This is a genomic window from Enhygromyxa salina (assembly GCF_000737335.2).
Classification (GTDB): Bacteria; Myxococcota_A; Polyangia; order Nannocystales; family Nannocystaceae; genus Plesiocystis; species Plesiocystis salina_C.
Genome location: NZ_JMCC02000121.1, coordinates 1 through 18,797, shown reverse-complemented (window position 1 = coordinate 18,797; position 18,797 = coordinate 1). Strand labels below are relative to the sequence as shown.

The following is an 18,797-nucleotide window of genomic DNA, read 5'->3' as shown; positions in this document are numbered from 1 at the left end:
TCCCCCCCCTCGCTACGGCCGTTCATCAGGTGGCGAACACGGCTTCGATCGTAACGGCGCAGAGGATCCGTTCTGCGTAGCGATCGAGTTCTTCTTCAGTGGCGGCGGCGATCCGGGCGGCGTACGCGGTCGGCAGCCCACCGAACTTCAGCGCCAGCTGCCTGCCGAGCAATCCGACGCGACCTTCTTGCCGACCCTGTTGGATGCCCTTCTTCAGGCCCTCTTCGTGTAGCTCTTCTGCAATCGTCACGGCGATGTCCTCGACTTTGGGGATCTGCTCGCGGATCTTGGCACGAAACTGCTTGAATTTCACCTTGCCACAGACCTTCAGGATGTATCGCAGGCACTGGTTGGCGGCGTCCCGCCCGTCGGGCGCCGACGCCACCGCGTCGAGAACGCCGGCCCACTGGACGAAACTCTTTAGCAGCTGCTCGCCGTCCCGGGCGTCCCGCAGCAGCCACAAGGCTAGCTTCGGAAACGCAGCAAGCGCCCACCGGTGCAGCTCCTCGTCGCTGAAGTCCGCGAGATCCGTGATCAGCAGTGAAAAGCTGGGCATCAGTGGGGCGATACCCGGCACCGATGCGGGGTGCGGCTCGAACAGCTCCCCGAACGACACCGCCGCCGTCCACCCACCGGGCGCGTGGCTCACAACGACCGGCACGACCAAGGGCAGCGGCAAGCCACTGACCCTGAAGTAGCGATCACAGATCCGCCCAAGGTAGTTCATCATCCGCAGCGGCATCGCCGGGTGGTTGGTGCTCTGGTGCTCGAGCAACACGTACACGAGGGTCGGCGTGCCCTCGAGCTCCACCCAAAACAGCAGATCGCTGTGAGAATCGGCCAGGTCCGGGTCGATGAAGTCGGCTGGTTGCGGCGCGAGGGTGTCCCACGCGATCGCCTGGGACAGGGCCGCGGGCAGAATACCCCGCAGCAAGCCCGCGGCGTGCTGCGGGGTCTCGAACGCGGCTTTGAACAGGGCGTCGTGAGGTCGGGTTGTCATGGCCGCGCACGCTAGCAGGGCGGGATCTAGCCACCCGTAGCCGGCCGCGAAGTGTGTCGACCAAAGTGCGCGTCAGCGGGCTCGTACGGCCGATCTCGATTCGTGGCGAGGCCGGATTTCGAGCCAGGTGGCCCAGATCCGAGCCACCTGTTTTCAGGTCGGGCGAGGGCTCCTCGCCCGCTCGTGGACGGTTTCATCGTGAGCAGCCAACTGGGATCAATTTTCGCTCGCAGACGACCACCACTCGAGATCCAGCGGTGATTCTAAACGCTTGCGCCCCCCGCCAAATAGTCCGAACCTATCGCCAGTTGCGCGTCGCAACTCGCCCACCGTGAGCTCCCCAGCCGCCAGCGCCCGTCGTCCCACTTCGCTGCCTCGGGTGAACCTATCCAAGCGGGCGTCCGCGAGCGGGCGAGAAGCCTTCGTCCGAGCTGTAGTCACGCTCCGGGCGCTTCCAGTGTTGTTCGCCCTGCTCGTGCTCGCGTGGCCGGGCGCCGCCCGAGCGCAGACGTGGGGTCAGTACCTGGTCGTGATCGACGACTCGGGCAGCATGGACGGGAGCGACCCCGATCGTCTGGTCATGCTGGCTTCGCTCGCGCTCACGGCCACCCTCAGCGACGCCGATCAGATCATGATCGTCGGGCTCAACGAGCTCGCCAACGGTGAGACCACGAGCGCCCGCTTCGTGTCACCACGAGAATTGCTCGCCGAGCGCGACGGCGGCGAGGGGCAACGCGCCCTCGCTAGCGCCGCGCTCGAGCGCATGGCCCAGCACCAGGGCGCGACGCCGTGCAAGCAGGCGCTCGATCGCGCAGCAACGATCCTCGAGAGCGTGGCGGCGGCCGGCGCCCCGCAGACGCTGCTGATGCTGACCGACGGCGCCTGCACGGGCCCAATCGACCCCGCGCAGACCTGGCTGGGCCGGCTGCGCAGCCACACGGCTGGCCAGTTTCGGTTCGCGCTGCTCAGCAAGAAGCAACGCGGCGAGCGGATCGATCCCGCCTTGGTGGCGTACGCGGCCGCGACCGGCTGGACGACCGACCCCAACATCTCGTTCGACGCGCGCACGCTGCTGCGCGCGTTCGCAGAGGTCCTTTCGTTCTCGCGCGGGCTTCGCTTCGACGATGGCGGGCGGGTCGGCCTCGCGCGCAGCTTCGCGGGCGCCCACGAGGTCCGGGTGTTGGCGGTCAGCACCGAAGGCCGCGCGCCGATCAGCCTCGCGTTCACCGACGCGAGCATGGACTCGCGCGAAGATCCGCTGGCTGGCGGCCCCACCTTCAAGCACGCGGAGTTTGGCTGGAGCCTGCGCGTGGCCAAGAGCGCCGCCCACGAGCTGCCGTTCGCGGTCCGCTCGCCCGACGCGGGGGTCGAGCTGCTGATCATCCCCAGCTACGGCGCACTGCAGATCGAAGCCGTGGTCGGGCCATGCGGGGATCAGCCACCCCCGCTGCCGTGGACGCGCGAGCGAGCCGTGCGTTCGGGGCAGCCGGCGTGCGCGTGGGCCCGGCTGGTCGGCGATCGCGGCGAGACGATCCACCCCAACCACTCGTTCGGCTTCGAGCTCGAGCTGTGCCAGGACGCCGCCTGCACAACCCCATCGGCGATGCAGCCCGACCAGGACGGCAGCTTCAACGCCCAGCTCGGGATCATGCCCGAAGGCCGCAGCGAGCGATGGTTTCGGGCCCGGGGCGGCGCGCTGGCGACCCCGCTCATGGCCCAGCGCGGGATCCAGGCGGTCGCGTTTGGGATCACCGCGGTCGCCCGCGCGGCCGAGCCCGACACGCCCATCGAGGGGATCGAGCTCGGCGTGCTCCCGCAGGCGCTGCCGCAGGTGATCACCCTCGAGCTCTCGGGCAGCTTCCCCGACGGCGCCGAGGCCAACGTCCGCTGCGAGATCGCCGGCGACGCGGGCCAGACCAATTTGTTGGCGGGCGAGCTCGCGTGCCTGCGCTGCGTCCCAACCCCAGCAGTCGTCGCGCTGCAAGACCCCTTCACCCTGCAGGTCGAGATTCAGGCCAGCAGCTCGTGCCCCATGATCTCGGACAAGCTGGGCGAGCTCCCGGTCGCGCTGGATCTGTCGATCACGCCGACCGACCCCGCCTCCAAGATCGGCGCGCGACGGGTGCCGATCCGGGCGCTGCTGCGACACGCGATCATCGAGCCCCAGACCGCGCAGGTCACCGGCGGCCAAGCGGGCGAGACCACGCTGCGCTTCCCCTCCCCCGTCAACGCGAACGTCGAGCTCTCGCTCGAGCCCAACGGCCCGCTAGCGGACGACGTGGCCAAGGATCTCGCGGTCACCCTCGCCCAGACGACGCTGCGGCTGACCAGCGAGCCAGGCGGCGTCGCCGAGGTCGGCGTCTCGCTCACCGCGACCGACTGCTGTTCAGCCGGGGACTACCCGTTCACGCTCCACGTCCGCGACACCGCCGGCGGGCCGCAGCTCGACATCCCCGTGACCGTCAGCGTGCTCGCCCCCAGCTTTTGGGTGTGCCCCGGCAAGACGATCCTGAAGTGGACCTTGGTCGCGCTCGGGATCGGCCTGCTGATCTGGCTGATCCGCGGGTTCACCTCGCCAGCCAAATTTGCGCAGACAGCGGTGCTCGCCCGCGCCGAGTCCCACGAGAGCCTCGCCAAGCTGACCGAGGGCGACGAAGACTGGCGGCTGATCGCCGCGCTCGAGCCCACCAAGCGGGGCTTTTACACGCCGGCCACGGTCCACCTCGGCGGACCCAAGGCGGCGCTCCCCAGCCTGCGCGAGCTCCCCGCGAACGCCCGCATCGAGGCCCGCGGCAACGACAACGCCAGCTTGGTCGTCGAGGCCGAGGGCATCGAGACCTTCAAGGAGTCGTCGGGCTGGCAGCCGCTGCCGGTCGGCGAGCAGCCGATCGGCAGCAGCATCGTGCTGCGCCGCGACGACACTTACCTCATGTTCCGGCGCTGACGCAGCGAAGCGTCGGCCGGTCCCCAGTCACGAGATTCAGTTCCACCAGGTTTCATCAGGGTTTCATCAGGGTTCATCAGGAGACAGCGATGCCGATCAGGATCATGCCAGGAGAGGTCACCCCGACTCTATTCGTCGGACTCGGCGGTTCGGGCGGCCGCGCCGTCGGCCGCATCGCCAAGCGCCTGCGCGCTGCAGACGACTTCGAGCTGCAGTATCGCAACTTGGTCCGCTTCGTTGCGATCGACACCAACGACGCCGACCTCGCCCGGCTGCGCAAGGGCACCCAAGAGTACGGCAAGGTCGACGAGACCGTGTTGATCAGCGACTTCGACAAGGTCGCGTACTCGAAGCTGCGCCGCGGCGAGTCGTTCGCCGACGCGGATCCCTACTTCACCCAGTGGATCCACGACTGGTACCAGTTCCGCGAAGAGAGCGGCGCCGGAGCGGGGCAGATCCGCATCGAGAGCCGCCTGAGCATGTTCCGGGCGATCGAGTCGGCCGACCTCATTGCGAAGCTGCAGTCGGTCACCAACGATCTGCGCAGCCACCTCGACGGCATGCGCCATCAGAGCGCCTCCATCCAGGTGTTCGTGTACTTCTCTGTCGCCGGCGGGACCGGGTCCGGGGGGTTCTTGCCGTTCGCGTACATGATGCGCGACATCCTCGACGATCGCAGCGCCCGGCTAATCGGCTTTGCGATCTTGCCCGAGGCGTTCGAGAGCGTGATCGGCATGAACCGCGACGGCATCTACGCCAACAGCTACGCGGCGCTGAAAGAGGTCGAGCACCTGATGAAGCTCGACACCCAGCACCCCGTGGACGAGATGGCGTTCCACTACGACCCCCGCAACAAGCACAAGGTCTCGGTCTCGCGTCGGCCCTACGACCTGGTCTACATCGTCGATCGGCCCCAGACCTTCAGCCTCGACGACGTCGGCGCGGCGCTGGCCGACGCCACCTACGTGCAGATCTTCTCGCCGATCATTGGCGATCAGCAGGCCGACTACGACAACTACACCAAAGAGAACCGCCGGCTGTTTCCCGACGCGCTGTGGGATCGCAAAGAGGGCTACTCGGCGTTCTTCGGCACCCTGGGCTCTTCGGTGATGATCCTGCCCCGCCAGGATCTGCTCGAGTACTGCGCGCGTCGCTACGCCGCCACGGCTGTGCGCCGCTACGTGCTGCTGGATGACCCCGCGCTGATCTCCCCCAGCCAGCGCGAGCAGTTCAAGCGGTTTGCCCTGCATCCCAGCGAGCTCGCGCAGCTTTCCGACGACGCCAAGGCCCGCCGGATCGACGAGAATTTTGGCAACAAGATCCGTCTGCTCGCGACCCAGCAGGGCATCGAGGGCGGGATCTGGGAGCGCATGGCCAAGCTCCCCGAGCTCGCGCGCAGCAAGTTCACCGCCGCGATCGACAAGCTGCAGACCGAGCTGCGCGATCAGACCGCGGGTGTACGCGAGATCTCGGCGGACCGGATCCTCGACGGATCATGGACCCCGGCGGCCAGCCTCAACGCGCTCCAACGGCAGGTCGCCGAGGGCCGCGAGAAGATCGACAAGCTGGTCCAGCTCGAGCTCGACCGGGTCGCCACCGGCGACTGGTGGACCAGGTTCTTGGCCGCGGCGGGGCCCGACGAGGCGCCCGAGCTCAACCTCTACGAGCAGCGCTACGTGCTGCTCGACTTCCGCGACGCCAGCGACGGACCGCTGGCGCCGTCAGCGATCGACGAGCTGCGCGCCCAAGTCCAGCGGCTCACGGCGGAGTGCGAGCTGAGCTCGGACGGCCGATTCCGCGGCGAGATGAACACCCAGGCGGCCGAGCTCAAGCGCACCTACGGCGGGTGGGACAAGCTCATCACCCGCAAGGACAAAGACTTCGAGGCCGCGCGCGATCGGGCGGTCTCGCTGTTCAACGACTACGTCGACAAGATCCGAGCGTGGATGGTCAAGGACGCCGCGCTCGAGTTCTTGGGTGCGCTCGGCCGCGCCGCCGAGCACCTGCGCCGGACCTTCCGCGACATCGAGTCGTCCGCGGGTCGGCTCGCCCAGTCGATCGAAGAAGACGCGCGCCGCTACGAGTTTGACGGCGGCGTCGAGGGTCTGCGCAGCGAGGCCAACGAGTACGCCCTCGACGTCGAGCTGCTGCAGCACCCCTCGGCGCGCCTGCGGTTTTGGAGCTGGTACTACACGGATCAGATCGAGAGCCGCCCCGAGCTGCAAAACCAAGACGCGGTGCTCGTGGCCCTGCGCGAGGCCCTGCGTCCGCGCTTTGACGAGCGCGGCGAGACCGTGCGGCCCGACGCCGGGCGCATCGTCGGCGAGATCGTCACCCGCTTGATCGAGATGGCCAAGCAGCGGCTCGAGCCCGAGATCGTCGGCGATCCCAAGTCCGATGATCCCGCCCGCCGGCTGGGCCTGCGGATCGACGACGCGCTGGCGCTCGAGGCCGCCTACTACGGGCGCCAGACCGACGCCCCCCGCACCAACCCGGTCGAGCTGCTCGAGGACCGCCCGCTGAGCCCGGCCAAGCTGTGGAAGATCGAGCAGGTCCGCACCTACGCGCGCCGCAAGATCGATCTGGCGATCAACAAGGCCCAGCCCTTGTCGCGCTACCAACCAGAGCTGCGCGGCACGATCAAGCACCCCAACATGCTGCTGGTCGGCCTGCACGAGTCGCTGCGCAACGGGATCTTCCACGAGGTCTACTCCGAGGCGACCGGCAGCGAGTCGCAGGAGCTCGAGTGGCCCGACTCGCATCGGATCGTGTTCTACCGGTCGATCCTCGGGGTGCCGCTGTACTGCTTCCCGCACATCAACGACGACATGAAGGCCGCGTACCGGCGGTTCCAGGGCCAGCGCGAGCAGGCCTGGCCGCTGCACATCGATCACCACTGGGAGCGGATCCCGGATCTCGATCCCGAGGATCGCCGTCGCGAGCTCGAGGCGGTCGAGGCCCAGCGCCGGGTCTCGGTCGTCGCGCTCGCGCTGGGGCTCGCGCGCGGGGTCGTCGAGCAGCTGCAGGAGCCAGGCACGGGCACCCGCTCGTTTAGTCTTCGCGTGCGTGACGACCGAACGCTGCCGCTCGGCGAAGGCATGCTCGGGGCCGCCGACGCGCTGTTCGCCCTGCGCAAGGACATGCCCGCGGTGTTCGACGGCTGGGTCCAGCCGCTGCTGGCCGACGTCGCCGCGATCGAGGAGCCGGTCAAGGCCGAGCTCAAGCAGCTCGCCCGCAACTGGGGCAACCGGCTGCAGGATCTCGAGCTCGACGGCAAGGTCCGCGGCACCGAGTACCGTGATCTCAACGAGGCCCGCACGATCTTGTCAGGGGTCGTTGGCGACTGAGTGAGTCGGCGGCGGGCCAGCTCGCCGCCAGCGCCCACTCTGGTCTAGCATCGCATCCCCCCCAGTAGGCATGGTCTACGGCGACGACAGCAGCGCGCGCAGTCGGGCGTCGCGGAGCCTGGAGGTCCCCGCGGTGCTGCTCGGGCTCGGTGAGTTTGGGGCCGCCGTCGCCGAGCGCCTGCTCGCCGAGCGCGGGCTCGATGCTGGATTGGTTGCGGGTGCGGGTACGGGCTTGCAGACCGGTCACCAGCTCGGGGTCGTGCGCGCGCGCAGCCGGGCGCAGCCGGGCGCGCTGCCAGATGGCCAGCCCAGCCTGACCAACGTAGAGGCGATCGCCGAGCTGACCCTCGCGCGGGTCCGCCACGCGCTTGGCCACGCGCGCATGGTCGCCGCTCGGGACGCCAGCGCGGTCGAGCACCACACCCGGCTGACGATCCTGGTGTTCGCCAACCTCGGCGAGCCCGACGTTCGCACCCACTTGCAGGCGATCCTCCGCCGCGTGCAGGCCCGGTTGTTGGCCGAGCTCGGCCCGATCTTCGAGGGCTACCGCGTCGGCAAGCAGCGCAACGGCGTGATCCTGCCGCTGCTCGCGATGCCGCACCCGCCCAGCGATCCCGAGGGCCCCGCGTTGATCGCCACCGCCCACGCCTTGGTCGCTGCGATCGCCAATACGCCGCCGCGCCAGCGCGCGATCCCGCAGCTGTATCTGATCGAGGACGTCGCCGAGTTCTCGGTCTTGTCCGAGGCCGAGCTTGGCCAGTGCGTGCGCAACTTCGCCAACTTGCTGCTGTACGCGGACGTGGGGTCCGAGCTCGGCTCGGAGCTCGCGGCCAGCTTGCTGCACGGCGATCAACCCAACGAACCGTTGGCGACCTTCGTGTGCGCGGTCGCAGAGTTCCCACGTCACAAGCTTGGGGCCTACGGGCGCGATCGTGTGGCGCTCGAGCTGCTCGACGCGATCCAAGCCGCGCCGCGGATCGAGTCGAGCCTGAGCGACGCCGACGCGCTCGAGCAGATCGAAGCGCGCTCCTTCGACCGCGGCGACCAGGCAGAGATCGCCGAGCAAGACGTCCGCGCGGTGCTCGAGCGCTACGCACCCAAGCTGGATCCCGATCCCCCGCCGCGGTGGTGGGACCGGCCGGAGCTGCTGCGCGATCGTTACGGCCCGGACCCGGGCGACCTCTCGCTGCTCGACACCGAGCCCCCCGCGGCGGTCCCCAGCGGCTGGCTCGAGGGCCGCATGCGCGCGATCGAAGCGACCTGGCGGCTGCTGCAGCGCAAGCGCTTCGACGACGTCGTCGCCCGGGATCGAAGCGCGATCGAGCGCTGGCGTGACGATCTGCTCGCGCGGCTGCGCAAGCGGATCGATCGCGAGCTGTGGCAAGAGCCCTCGCCCCAGAGCCTGCGCCGCACCGAAGAATTGGTGGCCAAGCTGCGCCGAGCGTTTGGCGAGCAGCTCGATGACGCGGTGCGCGAGCGCGATCGTGCGCTCCCGGCCGCGCCGCCGGACTTCGAGCAGCTCCGCACCGCCCACGCGGCCGTGTTGGACGCCGCCAGGCGCAAGCCCGACGCCCCCCGCATGCTGCTGTGGGGCGTGCTCTGCCTGCTGGGGCTGGTGTTGTTCGTGCCCCCGGTCCTGCGCATGCTGGCCGACGCGCTGTGGATGGATCCCGATCACTGGTACGAGCCCCTGTTCCGTCGACACGCGTGGTTCACGGCGTTGCTCGGCGGCGCGCTTGGACTTGGCGCGTGGCTGGGCTGGGTGCTGAGCACCGCTCACTTGGCGCTGCTGCGCGCGCTCGAGCGCATGTGGGAGGCGCTGGGGAACACGATCACCGGGGGCCGCGGATCCCTGCTCGACTACTTCAGGACCCGGCTGCAGCTGTCGCGGGCGATCGCGCGGGTCGAGTCGCTGCTGGCGGTGCAGGCCTCGCTCGACGCCGACGCGCAGACCCTATTGCTGATCGACAAGGCCGCACGCCGGGCTCGCTCGGAGCTGCGCGACAACCTGCGCGAGCTCGGCGTGAAGCTTGGCGCCGAGTCGAGCGCGGGCGAACGAGACGACATCTCAGGGCTGCTTGGCCGCGGTGGCGAGAGCCTGGTCGAGCCCTTCGTCGGCGAGGAGGGTGCGGCCGAGATCGTCGACTCGCTCCTGTCGGAGGGCCGCGAGAGCCGGATCCACGATGTGCTCGGGCAACTCGCAACCTACTACGGCCGGGGGGATCGCTGGCGCGAGGAGCTGCCCTTCGCCGACCTCGCCCGCCTGCGCGCGGCTGCCCAGCCCCACGCCGCGCCGATCGCCGGCTGGGACCCCTTCGCTGGCACCGAGCGCGCCCAAGCCACGGCCGAGCGGATCGCCAGCTTCGTGCGTCGCCAGCGACGTTCACTCGGCGGCGCGCTGAATTTTAGTGGCCACGAAGAGCGCGACGCCAGCGGGATCAGCCGCCCGTTCCAGCACAGCGGCCACGCGATCGTGCCGCGCGCGGCCCTGGCCTTGATCAAGGCGCGGGCCGAGGCCGCGTCCGAGCACACGCCGCTGCGGCCGGGGATCGAGGACGATCGAGCGTACTTCGTGCTGACGGCCTCGGGCATCGCCACCTCGGCGGTCGCTTCGCTGCGATCGCTCTCGAGCCCGAGCGCTGCGTCGGACCTTGGCCCGCACGACCCGGCGTCCTTGGCTGCTCCGGGCTCTCCAAGCTCTCCAAGCTCTCCGGGCTCTCCGGCCTCTCCGGCCTCTCCGGGCTCTCCGGGCTCTCCGGGCTCTCCGGCCTCTCCGGGCTCTCCGGGCTCTTCGGGCTCTCCGGGTTCTCCGGGCTCTTCGGGCTCTCCGGCCTCTCCAAGCTCTCCGGGCTCTCCAAGCTCTCCAAGCTCTCCGGCCTCTCCAAGCTCTCCGAGTGGGGTCGCTTTCGCGGCGCCCCCCCAACCGACCACCGCCGTCGATCGGGAGCCCAAGGGATGAGCAGCGTGCTCATGGTGTTCGCTTGGGCGTGGCTGTGCTGGGCGCCGCCGGACCCGGCCGCCGACCTCGAGGCCGACGCCATCGAGTCACTCGGGGAGTTCGGCTTCGATCCCAACGACTCGCTCGCGGACGGCATCCCCGACAACTTCGCCGACGCGGAGCGGCAGCTCGCGCCGATGATCGCCGAGTTCCTCGACGCCGGGGCTGCCCGGGTGGTGATGCCGCTGGTTGCGATCGCGGCGCTGCTGCTGCTCGTAGGCTTGATCCGCCGACGCTTCGCCGCGCCCCCCGACGCCCCGAGTCCTGGCCCCGCGGCCGCAGCGGCCTCGCTCGCGTGCGTGGGCATCTACGCGTTGGGTCGGGCGGTCGATCCGCTGTTGGCCTCGCTGCTGCATCGGCCGGCGTGGTTCAGCGAGTCCGCGTGGGCACAGATCGGGTGGTTCGAGTGGAAGCTGCTCGGCCGGCCCTGGGCCTGGGGCGCGCTGCCGCTGGCGCAGCACCCCGGTCTGGCGATCCTCGTGCACGTGGTCGTGTGGGCGCTGGTGTGGTCGGTGCTGCGCTTCGTGCTCGACTGGGTGTGGGCGACGGGCCTGCGCTGGAGCGAGCCCACGGGCGGTCCCCCCAGGCCAGGCCGCGCGAACGGGCTGCCCTGGTACTTCGCGTGGGTCGGCGCATCGACGACGCGCCGGGCCGACCGTCGGTTTCGGCGCTGGCTGGGCCCGATCGTCACCTTGCTGATCCCGCTACATGTGCTGGCGGGCATGCGCTTGGCTGAAAACCCGGGCGTGCTCCCGGCCCCGGGTGCGTGGGTGACGGGCGGGCTGTTGCTGTGGACGCTGGCGTTTCACCTGCTGGTCTCGGGCCGCCCGCCAGCCGCAGACAAGCCCGCAGAGGCGCCTAACGAAGACGCGGAAGACGAGCAGCAGGATCGACGAATGGCCCCGCTCGCGCGGCTCCGCGAGGCCCTCGAGCAGCTGCGACCGGGCGTCGAGCTCGAGGCCCTCGAACACCGCGAAGACGCGCCAGGTCACCAAGCGGAATTCCCTGCCGCGATCGCGCCCTTGGTCCGCGAGATCTTCGAGGACCTGACCGGCGAGCAGCGCCCGTGGACCCACCAAGCCGAGCTGCTCGATCACCTTGGCGAGCTGTGGCGCATGCAGGCGGCGCCCGAGCGCGGTGAGGTGCCCACGCTGCAAGAAGAGCACGCGACCGCGGTCGTCAGCCAGGCCCAAGGCTCGACGCCGCACGCGTTGGTGCTCGCCGCGGAGGGCTCGGGCCGGACCACGCTGACGGTGCTGGCCGCCCTCCACGTGTTCTTCGATCGCGGCGCGACCTCGCTGGTGATCGTGCGCGACCGCGACCAATCCACCCGCTGGGCCAAGACCCTCGAGCGCGCGCTGCTTGGCTCTTCGGCCCGCTGGAACGTGTTGGTGTGTGTGGCAGGCGAGGATCTCACGGCCGCGCTGGTCGCCGGGCGGACGCCCGCGATCGTGGTCGCGGACCTCGAGGCCTGCGAGTCCGAGGTCCTGTGCGATCCCCGAACCGACGAGTTCTTTGGCCGGCTCGGGCTGATCGTCGCCGACGACGTCGACGGGTTCACGGGCGTGGCCGAGATGCACCTGCAGCTGTGCGTGCGAAGGCTGTGGGCGCTGCTCGATCGTCTGCACCGGGCCCCCTACCCCGCGGCCTTGCTGGCGACCGCGGGCGCGGGCGCCAGCGGGATGGACGCGTGGGCCAAGCACGTGCTCGCGGTGCCCATGCGCCTGTTCGCCGAGGACGGTTCACCCTCGCGCCCGCGCGTGCTGTTGCGGCGGCGCGACCTGGTCGACGGGCTTGGCGTCGACATCCCGCTCAACGTGCTCGCGCAGGCCTGCGACCGCGCGCAGCTGCCCTGGCACCTGCGCTTGGCCGGCGACGCCGAGCGCCGGGTCCGACGCGCGGCGTTTGATCTTGGCGATCTCCGCCGGCACCACTGCGATGATCCGCGCGAGGCGGCGATCGTGATCGTGGAGGGCACCTACCCCGACGTGCGTCGCGAGGCCGCCCGCCTGGCCCACGCGGGCATGGCCCTCGACCCCCAGGCGTTCCCGCCGCGCAACCCCGTGGTCCTGGTCCTCGCGCCCCCCGGCGACGAAGAGATGGTCCTGCACGAGGAGGCCGAGGACGCGCTGCATCGCGAGCTGGTCGCCAGCCTGCCGCGAGCCGTGCCGCTCACCGAACCGCGGGTGGTCCGCCAACGGCACTTCGATCGAGCGATCGGCCGCGAGCAGGATCTGCGCGCCCTCCGTGACCGCTTCGGGGCCCGCTTCGTCAACGAGACCGTGGCCAGCCTCGGCGACACGCTGCGCTTGCGCGAGGTCCTGCACCTCGATCCGGTGACCGACGACATCGTCCCGCAGACGCTGCTGCGCGCCGTCAAGGAGGGCGCGCTGGGCCAGCCGATCGACGCGAGCTGCGTCAGCGATCGCAGCTCGCGGACCGAGGTCGTCGACGCTGGCACCTCGGAGGTGCTGCTGACGATCGACGCCGCGCTCGCGCGGGCCGTGTATCCGCCCGGCCGGATCTTCTTGCACCCGCGCGGGCGCTTCATGATCCTCGAGGAGCTCGGGCAGGCCAAGCCGCCGGGCGTCGCGGTGGCGGTCGAGATCCGGGCGGAGCAGATCGGCGGCCGCGAGCGCACCACCAACGACCGCAGCGTGACGATCGAGGTCGATCTCGCGCAACAGCGGCCCCAGTGGACCGATCGGCAGTTCGGCGGGCGCACGCTTCCGGTCTGGCTGACCCACGCGCAGATCATCGAGTCCGTCCACGGCGTGCGACGGTTCGCCCCCGGCCCGGTGCTGGTCGATCAACGCATCTACGAGCGGCCGCTCGAGGTTCGCTACGGCACCGACGCGTGCCTGATCGACACCACCGTCCGCCAGGACCCGCCGGTTGCGTCGCCATCTGACGACGCCCTGATCCCGCTCGCCGCTGCGCTGCGCATGATCATCCCCGGCTACCTGCGGGCGGCCGTGGATCTGGTCGACGTCGATCTGGTCGACATCGACGGTCGTCGGGCGCTGTGCGTGTTCGATCGGACCGCTGGCGGCAGCGGCTTCGCCCGCCACGTGTGTGAGCGCGGGCTCCGAGAGCTGCTCGAGCTCGCCCGCCTGGTGCTCGAGCGCTGCGTCGGGCCCGAGTTCGCGCGCCTGCGTCACATCCATGACCGCGCCCCTCGCTCGGACCCCAGCCGCTGGCGGGTCAGCGAGGCGCTGGCGTGGCTCGACGCGGTGCTCGACCCCCCGCCAAGCGACGCCGACGAAGCGGGCGAGCCCGAGCTCGGTGGACCGCGCGTCGAGTTCACCCCCGGTGAGGGGGTCGGTGATCTCGGGCGCCTGTGGATCTCTCGCACGGGCCGAACCGACGACCTGGTCTGGACGCGTCACAGCTGGTGGTCGCCGGTCCCGATCGCCGGCCACGCCCGCGGCAAGCTCAACTTCGACGTCGCGGTCGAGCGCCCGGCGATCGCGGCCGCCCGCCGCCGGGCGATCGCCCTCGCCGGCCAACTGATGCTGCGATCCGAGCGCCTGGACCGTGCCTCGAGCGAGGCCCACGAGCAGCTGCTAGAGGCCGACCGCGGCGACCTCGAGCCGATCCGCGACACGCTCGCGCAGCTGTGCGGGGACGCGCTGATCGACACCGTGCTGGCGCTCGTGGCGGCGATCCCGATCAGTCCGCGTCCCATGACCGTCGCCGATCGGGGCCCGCTCGCCGTGCTCGCCCGTCGCCGCGCCGACGTCGACGCCAAGCTGCTGCTGGCCTGCGCGCTGCTGCCCACCTCGGCCTGCGCCAGCGTCGTGACCGGCCCGGAGGACCAAGCCTGGCTGCGGATCGACCATGGCTACCGCGCGGGGGACCCCGCGAGCGTGAAGACCTGGGCGCTCGATGGGCCGCGACCTGTGCTCGTCGACGAGGAGCCAGCCCGCCGCGCGACGATGGTCCTGGATCTTCGCGAGGATTAGCCCGAATCCGACCCATAATATCTTTGGCGGTTGGGCTACAATTTGATGCACCGATGCAGGCGAGGCTGCGTTGGCCACCCACGGACATGCGAGCCCACCCACGTCTTGCCCTGCTGCTCCCCTTGGCCTGCTCGGCGTGTGTGGCTGGCGCGGCTGCTCCCCCGGTCGCAGCCGCCCCGCAGCCGGCCGTCCAACGAGCCGAGCCGGCTGCGACAGCCTCCGCAACCCCGGCACCCGACCCCGCCCTACCACCGCCCACGCCCACGCCCACACCCACGCCGCCGCCCCAGCTGATCACGGTCGTCCCCCTGACTGGCCCGGCGACCGACGATCGCAGGCTCTCGATCGACAGCCGGGTCGACAGCCTCGCGCCGCCCAAGACAGACGCGCCGCTGGTGGCCGCCGCCGTCGATCTCGATCACTACCAATTGGGCGGCCCCTCGATCACCAAGATCCCGCTCGGGGCCAGCCAAGACCTGATCGTCGCCGCGCTCGCGGAGGTCGACGGGCTGCGCAACCTCAACCTGGGCGGCACGCAGATCGTCGACCTCCAGCACATCGCCAAGCTGCAGGCGGTCGAGCACCTGATCTTGTGGGACACCTACGTGGTCGACCTCGCCCCGATCCGCAGCTTTGACAAGCTCTTGACCCTCGACATCCGTGGGACCGGCGTCGAGGATCTCGGCCCGATCGCCCGCGCGGTCGACATGACGCAGCTGCTCGCCAGCGAGACCAACGTCGCCGACATCTCCACGCTGGCCAAGCTCGACAAGCTCGAGATCATCGATCTCGCCGACACCAGCGTCCGCGAGCTCTCGCCGCTGCGCCACCACGCGCAGCTCCGAGTCCTGCGCCTCGACCACACCAAGGTCAACAGCGTCCGCTCGCTCGCCGATCTCCCCCGGCTCGAGATCCTCTCGCTCGACAGCACCGCCGTGCGCGACGTTCGCCCGCTGCTGGAGCTCGAGCGCCTCGACACGCTGTCGCTCGCCAACACCCCGCTCGTCGACATCGAGCCGCTCGCCGCGATGCAGCAGCTGCGCACCCTGGACCTGCGCGGGACCCGGGCAAGCTCGAAGCAGATCGCCGATCTCGAGGGCGCGATGCCGTTCACGCTGGTGCTCGACGACGCATGGAAGCGCGAACAGGGCTCGGGCTAGTGCCCTCGAGGGCGGTTCTCGAGTCCGTTTCGTGGCACCATCGGCGGGTCGCGCCCGCGCGTGACGAGACCTCGCCGTTCTCATGAGCTCGATCGACCCGCAACGCATCCTCGCCGCGATCCAGGTCGTCCACGATCGCTTCGTCTCGGATCGCAACGACACCGCCCGCGGCGAGGTGCTCGCGGCCGCCCTGCGCGGGGTGCTCGAGCTGACCGACAGCGGGATCGGCTTCATCGCCCGGATCCGCACGATCAGCACCGGCTCCGTGCTCAGCCCCGAGTGCGTCCTCGCGATCGACACCGAGCGTCACGCCAAGGTCGTCACGTGGCTGCAGGACACGCTCGCGTTGGGTGCCCGCGGCGAGACCATTCCGCGACCGCTCGCCAACCTGGCCCGCACGACCGAGCCGCTGCTGCTCGACTACGAGCCGCGCCTGCCCGCGCTCGACAACCTGATGGCGATCCCGCTGTCGCGCCACGGTCGGCGCTGGCAGCCGGTTGCGATCCTCGCGGTCGCCAACCGTTCGGGCGGCTTCAACCCCGACATGGTCGCTCCGCTCGAGCCGCTGCTGAGCGCGTGTGGGACCGTGCTCAAGGCCTATGAAGACGCCGACGAACGGGCCGCCCGCGAGGCCGAGCTCGAGCGCTCCGAGCAGCGCTTTCGCACCTTCATGGATGCCTCGCCGTGCATCGCCTACATCACGGATCCCGAGCGCCGCGTGGTCTGGGCCAGCCGCGCGTTCGCCCAGCAATTTCAGATCGAGGTCAGCGACGCGATCGGACGCTCCGAAGACGATCTGCTCCCCGGCGGCATGGCAGCCCGCACCGGTGTGATCCACGAGCAAGCCCGGGTCGCCGACGGCTTCGTCGACATGCTCGAGCCGATCGTCGATGCCAACGGCGCCGTGCATTGGTGGCAGGGCGCCAAATTCCCGATCGACGGGGCCGCGGGCGAGCGCCTCGTTGGCAGCTTGGCCCTCGACGTGTCCGACAACGTGCGGATGACCGAGACCCTGCGCGAGCGCGAGGCCGCGCTGGCCGAGTCGCAGGAGCTCGCCCGCCTCGGGCGGTGGAACTGGGTGCTCGAGACCAACAAGCTGACCTGGGACTCGCAGTTCGAGCGGCTGTGTGGCCGCCCCAGCGGCGACGCGATGGGGATCGAGGACCTGCTCGACTTGCTGCATCCCGACGACATCGGCCCGACCCGGCGCGCGCTCGACAAGCTGATCGACGATGAGGCCCGCCTCAACCTCGAGCACCGGTTGTTGGTCGCTGGCGAGATCCGCGAGCTGTTCGTCGTCGCGCGCGTGCGCCGGGAGCTCGAAGAGGGCGCAGTCGTGCTCGGCGTGGCCCAGGACGTCAGCGATCGTCGCAAGCTCGAGCGCTCGCGCCGGGAGCTCGACAGCAAGGCCCGCAAATTCGAGAGCTTGTCGGTGCTCACGGGCGGCATGGCCCACGAGTTCAGCAGCCTGCTAGTTGGGATCCTTGGCAACGCTGGGATCGCGCTCGACGACATGGACCACGACAGCCTCGCGGCGGTGTGCGTGCAAGACATCGAAGCGGCGGCCGAGCGCGCGTCCGAGCTCACCCAGCAGATGTTGGCGTTCTCGGGCCGCGATCACCTCGTCCCGGAAGAGTTCGAGCTCAGCTCGTTGATCACGGACTTCGCCGAGGTCCTGCATGCAGCGATCTCGGAGTCGGTCAGCATTCGCCTGTCGCTGCACCCCGATCTGCCAGAGATCGAGGCCGACCGGACCCAGATCCGCCAGCTGATCATGAACCTGGTGGTCAACGGCTCCGAGGCGATCGGCGCGGCAGCGGGCGAGCTCACCCTGTCGACGGGCTTCGAGGAATTCGGGGCCGATGCGCTCGCTGCGTTGGTCGAGCGGCCGGAATTTGGGCCGGGGCCCTACGTTTGGTTGGAGCTGCGCGACACTGGCTCGGGGATGGATCAGGCCACCCAGGCGCGGATCTTCGAGCCCTTCTTCTCGACCAAGTTGGCGGGGCGCGGGCTCGGGCTGCCTGCGGTGCGGGGGATCGTTCGGAGCCACGGCGGGGGGATCCTGGTCGAGAGCGCGCCGGGGGCTGGGGCTCGGTTCAGGGTGTTGCTGCCGCCGGCTCGGGCGGCTGGGGCGACGGAGAGCAGCGAGCGGTGGAGTCGGAACGCGACTTGAGGGTGCTTGGTTGTTTGCGGGGAGTGGGGTGCCGATGGGGGACCGCGCACTGGCTGCAGATGACCCCAAACCGGCTACGGTCTACTTCAGTTTCGTGACCCCGCTTCCTTTGGTCGCTTTGTCTTGGCCCGACCTTGCTTCTCTTCGTTAATCTCCACGTGCGTAGATACGCCGGTTTGGGGTCATCTGCGGCCTTGTGTGCGCTCTGCCTCGTTCGGGCGGGTTCTCCGATCCGGGCGGGCGGAGGGTGGTTCGCTCGTCCGTCAATGTTGAGAAAACAGTTCGTGAGGTGCTCCGAGCCGGGCGGGCGGAGGGTGGTGAGCTCGTCCGCGAATGGTGTCGAGGGCGGGCGAGACGTCCTCGTGCGAGCTGAAGACAGTTCGTGAGGTGCTCCGAGCCGGGCGGGCGGAGGGTGGTGAGCTCGTCCGTCAATGATGTCGAAAACAGTTCGTGAGGTGCTCCGAGCTGGGCGGGCGGAGGGTGGTGAGACGGGCGGGCGAGGCGTTCTCGTGCGAGCTGAAAACAGTTCGTGAAATCGGTGAAAATCTGCGTTGGGCGGGCCGATGAGGATGGCGTGCGACCGTGCGTGGATCCGATGAGCTGGCCTTGTGTGTCTCTGAGCGGGGTTCAGCTGGGGCTGCCTGGGGCGAGCCGGGGCGCGCTCGATCTCGTGGGGGTGCTGCCTGGGGGGCCTCGCCTGGCGATCGTGGGGAGCCGGGCGGCGCGTCGGCATGTGCTGCGGGCGATCGGGCCGATCGTCGAGGCCGCGGGGCGGCGGGGGTGGTCGGTGGTGTCGGGTGGGGCGCTCGGGGTGGATGGCGGCGCGCATCGGGCCGCGCTCGAGCGGGGGGTGCCGCAGCTCGTGGTGTTGCCTTGTGGGCGCGATCAGCTGTATCCGCCGGGCCACACTGGGCTGTTTTGTGCGGCGCTGGACTCGGGCTGTGCGGGGGTGTTGTTTGCTCAGCCGCCGGGCACCGCGACCAACCGTGAGATGTTTGCGTCGCGCAACGCGATCGTCGTGGGGCTCGCCGATGCCGTGTTGGTTGCGCAAGCCAGCCTGCGCTCGGGCTCGCGCGGGACCGGGCAGCTGGGGCTGCGCTCGGGGGTGGCGGTTGGCGTGCTGAGCGGATCCGCAGGGTGTGGGGCGCTGATCGGCGAGGGGGCCCGCGCGCTCGGGGAGGCGCCGCGCGACGCTGACGCTGGGCAGCTA

8 protein-coding genes are annotated in these 18,797 nt (G+C 70.1%); 7 read left to right on the top strand and 1 reads right to left on the bottom strand.

Features of this window, described 5'->3' with window-relative positions; translation table 11 throughout:
• Window positions 1-25: 25 nt before the first annotated feature.
• Window positions 26-1,000: an Rpn family recombination-promoting nuclease/putative transposase gene (locus DB30_RS34560; protein ID WP_052557236.1), complete on the bottom strand. Its 975-nt coding sequence runs from the start codon at window positions 998-1,000 to the stop codon at window positions 26-28.
• Window positions 1,001-1,379: 379 nt separating this feature from the next.
• On the opposite strand from DB30_RS34560, the gene DB30_RS34555 reads away from it, so the two are divergent.
• The 7 genes from DB30_RS34555 to DB30_RS34525 all read left to right on the top strand — a co-directional run.
• Window positions 1,380-3,944 (top strand): vWA domain-containing protein, encoded by a 2,565-nt coding sequence (locus tag DB30_RS34555; RefSeq protein WP_146661938.1) that lies wholly within the window; start codon window positions 1,380-1,382, stop codon window positions 3,942-3,944.
• Window positions 3,945-4,033: 89 nt separating this feature from the next.
• On the top strand, window positions 4,034-7,291 hold the full coding sequence (locus DB30_RS34550) for a tubulin-like doman-containing protein (RefSeq protein WP_146661935.1): 3,258 nt from the start codon (window positions 4,034-4,036) through the stop codon (window positions 7,289-7,291).
• A gap of 70 nt (window positions 7,292-7,361) precedes the next feature.
• Window positions 7,362-10,250, top strand: a complete 2,889-nt coding sequence (locus tag DB30_RS42585) for a hypothetical protein (protein ID WP_052557232.1) — start codon at window positions 7,362-7,364, stop codon at window positions 10,248-10,250.
• Complete coding sequence (locus tag DB30_RS34540) at window positions 10,247-14,254, top strand: hypothetical protein (RefSeq protein WP_052557230.1); 4,008 nt, start codon at window positions 10,247-10,249, stop codon at window positions 14,252-14,254. Before DB30_RS42585 ends, DB30_RS34540 begins: the two co-directional genes overlap by 4 nt.
• Window positions 14,255-14,340: 86 nt before the next feature.
• Window positions 14,341-15,414 carry a leucine-rich repeat domain-containing protein gene (locus DB30_RS34535; RefSeq protein WP_146661933.1) on the top strand — a complete coding sequence of 358 codons (1,074 nt, stop codon included), beginning with the start codon at window positions 14,341-14,343 and terminating at the stop codon, window positions 15,412-15,414.
• Window positions 15,415-15,496: 82 nt separating this feature from the next.
• A complete protein-coding gene (locus DB30_RS34530; RefSeq protein ID WP_052557227.1) occupies window positions 15,497-17,587 on the top strand; it encodes a PAS domain-containing sensor histidine kinase in 2,091 nt (696 codons plus the stop codon).
• A gap of 529 nt (window positions 17,588-18,116) precedes the next feature.
• The coding region (locus tag DB30_RS34525) for a DNA-processing protein DprA (protein ID WP_205633132.1) at window positions 18,117-18,797 on the top strand (681 nt) is incomplete at its 3' end.